Genomic DNA, 5338 nt, shown 5'->3' on the forward strand with positions numbered 1-5338 from the left:
ATGCTCCATCGGCTGAAGCGCCGGAACACGCTGTTCCAATCGCCGAAGACCTCCGGGAGATCGCGCCAGGGAGACCCCGTACGCACGATCCACAGCACTCCTTCAACAAACATTCGGTTGTCGCGCCCGGTCGAGCCCTTCTGATCGGGCCGCCCTATGATCAACGGCGCCATCCGCTCCCACGCCGCGTCGCTCAATACCAAACGGTCCATCACACCCAAGGCGGCCTCCCCAAAAGCAGCCTTGAATCTGATTTGCTCCTAAAAGGGAATCCTTAGAGTCCACACCACCTAGCGCATGCCCGTGACCCGATAAAGATGTCGCGCCGCCGACTTGTGTAGGGGTTTGCGGCGAGCGCGTGGATCGGTCCCGGTGCATCGATGCGCAAAGTGAATGGATTCGATCAGTTCGACTTCGCATTCTCGGCCGACGCCGCCGGTGCGCCGCCGGGCGTGCCTGCCGCAGCATCGGGCGCCGCCGCGGGCCGTGCGGCTCCTCCGCCGGTGAAGCGCTCGATCACCGAGCGCACCGCGTCGCGGGTCTTGCGATCCTTCACCGCATCAAGCAGCGGAGCGGAGGCCGGCGAGCGGCGGATCAGGCTTTCCGGATCGGGGAAGATCAGCGGATCGTCCCACGGGCCCTGGATCACGAAGGGCAGATCGAAACCGTTGCCGCCGGCCGATGCCGAGGTCAGGCTGGCGACGCCCTTGAGATCGTATTCGCGCGACGGCACCGAGGCCGTGCCGGTCAGCGTGATCTTCGCCGTGGGGCTTTCGACATGAATGTCGTCAGCGGTCGCGACGCCGTCGGCGAATTTCACCGAGATGCTGAGATTGTCGTAGGGCGTCGAGCCGGAGCGGAAATTGCCGCCGCCGGACAGCGGCCGCTTCTCCAGCCGCTTCAATAGCTGCTCGACATTGAAGCCCGCGATCGCGCCGTCATGCCCGTTCAGCGTCGCGGTGCCGTCGAGCGACGACGCGAGCCCGAACGGGCTCGAGCCCGAGGCGGTCAGCGAGACGTTCAGGTTGCCGCGGCCGGACAGCTTGTTGATGCCGAACAATTCGCTGGCGCAGGCCTGCAAATCGACATCGGTGAACTGGAATTGCGCCCTGACGTCGGCGACCGCATCCGAGCGCGCGATCGCGAACGAGCCCTTGGCGATGCCGCCATACATCTGCGCCTCGCCGACGCTGAGCGCCAGCGCGCCTCCGCGCAGATTGGCGCCGAACGCGGTGCGGCCGAGCTTGGACGGGCCGACCGTCACCTTGGCCGCCGACAGGCGCATGTCGAGATCGGTCGACGACAGCGAGGACAGGTCGAACAGCTGCCTGTTCCAGTCGCGCTGGCCGCTGGCCAGCAGGCGGAACGTCGAGATGTAAGGCGTGAAATCGAGATTGCCGGCGGCAAGCGTCGCCTGCAGCGTCTGCCGGCCGTTATTGGCGTAGGTCATCACGCCCTCGGCGACGTTGCCGTCGAGCTCGACATTGACATTGGTGAGCGCGACCGAGCCGCCGACCACATTGGCGCGGGCCTTCAGCGCGAAGCGGCCGAAGCCGCCACCGCCGCCGGGCGGGGCCTGGCCCATCCAGCGCAACGCGTTGCGCAGCGACGGTGAGTCCATGGTGGCGACGCCTTCCATCATCAGGCTGGTGCGGTTGGCGACGGTTCCGTCGAAAGCAACCTTCAGCGGCGCGCTGGCGAGCCGTGCCTTCAGGCCGGAGCGGTCGCCCGATAACAGCGCGACGAAGTCGCTGGCGCTGATCGAGCCGTCGACGCGTTCGCCGCGCCAGTCGAACTGGCCGGTTGCGGCGAAGGAGCGCGAGATCGAGGGCCAGGCCAACGACAGGTCGATATCGCCGAGCTGCTCGGAGATGTTGTTGGTGCCGTCCTGGTAGTTCAGCTCGCCGTCCTGGATCCGGATTTCGGAGAACGACACCTGGTTCTCGGCGCCGGGCGTCATCGCCTTGGCGATGGTCTCGACGAACGGCGTCCAATTGCTCTCGCCAGCGCCGTCGCGGACCACATGGATATGCGGACGGAGCATCATGACGTCGGCAATCTCGAACCGCCGCAGCAACAGCGGCAGCAGGCGCAGATTGGCGGTCAGCACGTCGACCTGGAGGGCGGGGCCGATGGTATCGGCGCCCTTCAGCCCGACATTATGAAAGGAGACGTAGCTGCCCGGAAAAACCGAGACGTCGATCGGACCGTTGACGACGAGCTCGAGCCCGGTCACGGCGCGGATCTGCGCCTCCACCGCGCGCTGCAGCGCGTCCCGGTTGAGGAACCACGACGTTCCGACCAGCCCGACCAGCGCCAGGCCGAAAAGCGCCGCGATCGGCATCCCCAGGCGCTTAATTCCTTGGGCCATCGTCAATGACATATCCGGGTCGGGTTGAATTTTGTCGGGTCGTCGTCGAACACAGCGGGCTCTCGCCGGAGGCCCCTGCCAACCCACGCAACTTGAAGGGTTTTCTTGTCGCTTTCAAGGCCATGTTGCTGCCGCGGGCCGCCGCCCGTCGCCGCACCGGGCCGTGATTGACGCATTGCGAAGATTTCGCCTAATAATCCGCTTTGCCACAGCCGTTCCGCGCCCTCCATCAGGTATTCGCTGCATGAACAAAGTTTATCCCGACGCCAAATCGGCACTCGATGGTCTCCTCAAGGACGGCATGATGATCATGTCGGGCGGCTTCGGCCTCTGCGGCATCGCCGAGACCCTGTCCGACGCGATCCGCGAGTCCGGCGTCAAGGGCCTCACCGTCGTCTCCAACAATGCCGGCGTCGACGGCATCGGCCTCAGCCGGCTGCTGGAGACCCGCCAGATCAAGAAGATGATCTCGTCCTATGTCGGCGAGAACAAGCTGTTCGCCCAGCAGTACCTCGCCGGCGAGCTCGAGCTCGAGTTCAACCCGCAGGGCACGCTGGCCGAGCGCATCCGCGCCGGCGGCGCCGGAATCCCGGCCTTCTACACCAAGACCGGCGTCGGCACGCTGATCGCCGAGGGCAAGGAAGTGAAGGAATTCGACGGCGAGAAGTACATCATGGAGCGCGGCCTGTTCGCCGACGTCGCCATCGTCCATGCCTGGAAGGGCGATACCGCCGGCAACCTCGTCTACCGCAAGACCGCGCGCAACTTTAACCCGATGATGGCGACCGCCGCGAAGGTCACCGTGGCCGAGGTCGAGCACCTGGTGCCGGCCGGCGAGATCGATCCGGACCACATCCACACCCCCGGCATCTTCGTCAAACGCATCGTCGAGGTCGGGACCGGCAAGAAGCGGATCGAGTTCCGCAACACCCGTCCGCGGCCCGCCGCCTAAAACCCATTTCTTCAGGAGAGCCACATGGCCTGGACCCGTGAACAGATGGCCGCCCGCGCCGCCAAGGAGTTGCGCGACGGCTATTACGTCAATCTCGGCATCGGCATTCCGACGCTGGTCTCGAACTACATCCCCGACGGCATCGACGTCAGCCTGCAGAGCGAGAACGGCATGCTCGGCATGGGCCCGTTCCCCTATGAGGACGAGGTCGACGCCGACCTGATCAACGCCGGCAAGCAGACCGTGAGCGAGCTGCCCTCGACCAGCTATTTCTCGTCGGCCGATTCCTTCGGCATGGTGCGCGGCGGCCATATCGATCTGTCGATCCTCGGCGCCATGCAGGTGGCGCAGAACGGCGACCTCGCCAACTGGATGATCCCCGGCAAGATGGTGAAGGGCATGGGCGGCGCTATGGACCTCGTCGCCGGCGTCAAGCGCGTCGTGGTCGTGATGGAGCATTCCGCCAAGGACGGTCCGAAGCTGCTCAAGCAGTGCAACCTGCCGCTGACCGGCGAACGCGTGGTCGACATGGTCGTCACGGATTTGGCGGTGTTCACCATCGACAAGCACGGCAAGGACGGCATGGCGCTGATCGAGCTCGCCGACGGCGTCACGCTCGACGAGGTCAAGGCCAAGACCGAGGCCGAATTCCGCGTCGCGCTGAAGAACACCTGAGATGATCGGCGCGGGACGATCCTCGATCCGTCCCGCACGATCCGATGACGCCGGCTTCATCGCCCGCATTGTCCTGGCCGCGCAGCGCGGCCCGTTGCCGCGCGGCTGGTTCGACATCGCGCTCGACCGGGGCGAGGCGGAATGCTTGGCGTTCGTGACACGGCTCGCGGTGGCGCGGGTGCGGTCATGGTATCACGTCGCCCATTTCCTGATCGCTGAAGTCGATGGCGTGCCGGCCGCCGCGCTGTGCGCGATGCCGGCATCCGGAACTGTCGTCGCGGCACGTGCGGCGATCGAGGAAGTCGCAGCAGAGACCGGCATGGACGCCGATGCCATCGTCGCGCGCGGCGGCTATGCCCGTAACTGCTGGGTACAAGGCGGCGAGGGCGACTGGCTGATCGAGCATGTCGCCCGACAAGCGTCCCATCGCAGCGGCGGTCTGGTGCAGGACTTGATCCGCCGCGCACTCGCCGACGGCAAGGCGGCCGGTTACACGCAGGCATCGATCTCGTTCCTGATCGGCAACGACGCCGCTGAACGTTGCTACGCCAGGGCCGGCTTCACCTTCGCCGAAGAGAAGCGCGACGCCGCCTTCGAAGCGCTGACCGGCGCGCCCGGCTTTCGCAGATTTGCGCGGGCGATGTGAGTGGGGCGGTACGCGGCCACATACTCCGCTGTCGTCCCTGCGAAAGCACTAGGGCATTTACACATCTCTTCGAGGCTAGAAAACCGACTCATCATCAAGGGGTTAGCTACTAGGCGAGAGCCGAAATCGGCGGGCGCAACCCTAGTGCAGATGAGTAAGTTCTCTGCGGTTTTCGGCCAACTCTTTGAGAAGACTCCGGAAAGACTGCGGAGGATATGTATATACGCTAGGACCGATCGACATTCAGGATTCCCAAGCGGTTTGATCGCTGATTCATAGAGTTCCGTGATTCGAGACACGGAGCAGATGGTGGCGGCGAAACGATATGAGCTGACGGAGGCGCAATGGGCGAGGATTGCGCCACTGCTGCCGGGGAAAGCTGGCGACCCGGGACGGACGGCTGCGGACAATCGACTGTTCGTCAACGGATGTTTGTGGGTTTTGCGATCGGGCGCACACTGGAGCGACCTGCCGGAACGGTACGGCAAGTGGAAAACGGTGCATCAGCGCTTCAGCCGCTGGTGCCATGCCGGCGTCTGGGAGCGCGTGTTCGCTGCTCTGACCGCCGATCGCGACAACCAGTATCTGATGATCGACAGCACCATCGTTCGCGCCCACCAGCAGGCGACGAGCGGAAAAGGGGGGCCAAAGATCAGGCGCTGGGGCGTTCCCGAGGTGGACTGACCACCAAGAT

At 65.0% G+C, this 5338-nt stretch carries 5 protein-coding genes and 1 pseudogene; 4 read left to right on the top strand and 2 right to left on the bottom strand.

What is annotated here, in order from left to right; genetic code table 11:
* On the bottom strand, positions 1-212 hold a 212-nt coding region (locus tag J6525_RS45885), incomplete at its 3' end, for a transposase (protein ID WP_225647790.1).
* Between the two features lie 191 nt (positions 213-403).
* On the bottom strand, positions 404-2371 hold the full coding sequence (locus tag J6525_RS45890; RefSeq protein WP_225649553.1) for an AsmA family protein: 1968 nt from the start codon (positions 2369-2371) through the stop codon (positions 404-406).
* 244 nt (positions 2372-2615) lie between these two features.
* On the opposite strand from J6525_RS45890, the gene J6525_RS45895 reads away from it, so the two are divergent.
* The 4 genes and pseudogenes from J6525_RS45895 to J6525_RS45910 form a co-directional block, all read left to right on the top strand.
* Positions 2616-3323 (top strand): CoA transferase subunit A, encoded by a 708-nt coding sequence (locus J6525_RS45895; protein WP_016842309.1) that lies wholly within the window; start codon positions 2616-2618, stop codon positions 3321-3323.
* 24 nt (positions 3324-3347) lie between these two features.
* On the top strand, positions 3348-3998 hold the full coding sequence (locus tag J6525_RS45900) for a 3-oxoacid CoA-transferase subunit B (RefSeq protein ID WP_018268725.1): 651 nt from the start codon (positions 3348-3350) through the stop codon (positions 3996-3998).
* 1 nt (position 3999) lies between these two features.
* A complete protein-coding gene (locus J6525_RS45905) occupies positions 4000-4644 on the top strand; it encodes an N-acetyltransferase (protein ID WP_225649554.1) in 645 nt (214 codons plus the stop codon).
* Positions 4645-4950: 306 nt separating this feature from the next.
* A pseudogene (locus J6525_RS45910) lies at positions 4951-5338 on the top strand (IS5 family transposase); the annotation flags it as partial.

This window comes from Bradyrhizobium australafricanum, from assembly GCF_020329495.1.
Classification (GTDB): Bacteria; Pseudomonadota; Alphaproteobacteria; order Rhizobiales; family Xanthobacteraceae; genus Bradyrhizobium; species Bradyrhizobium australafricanum.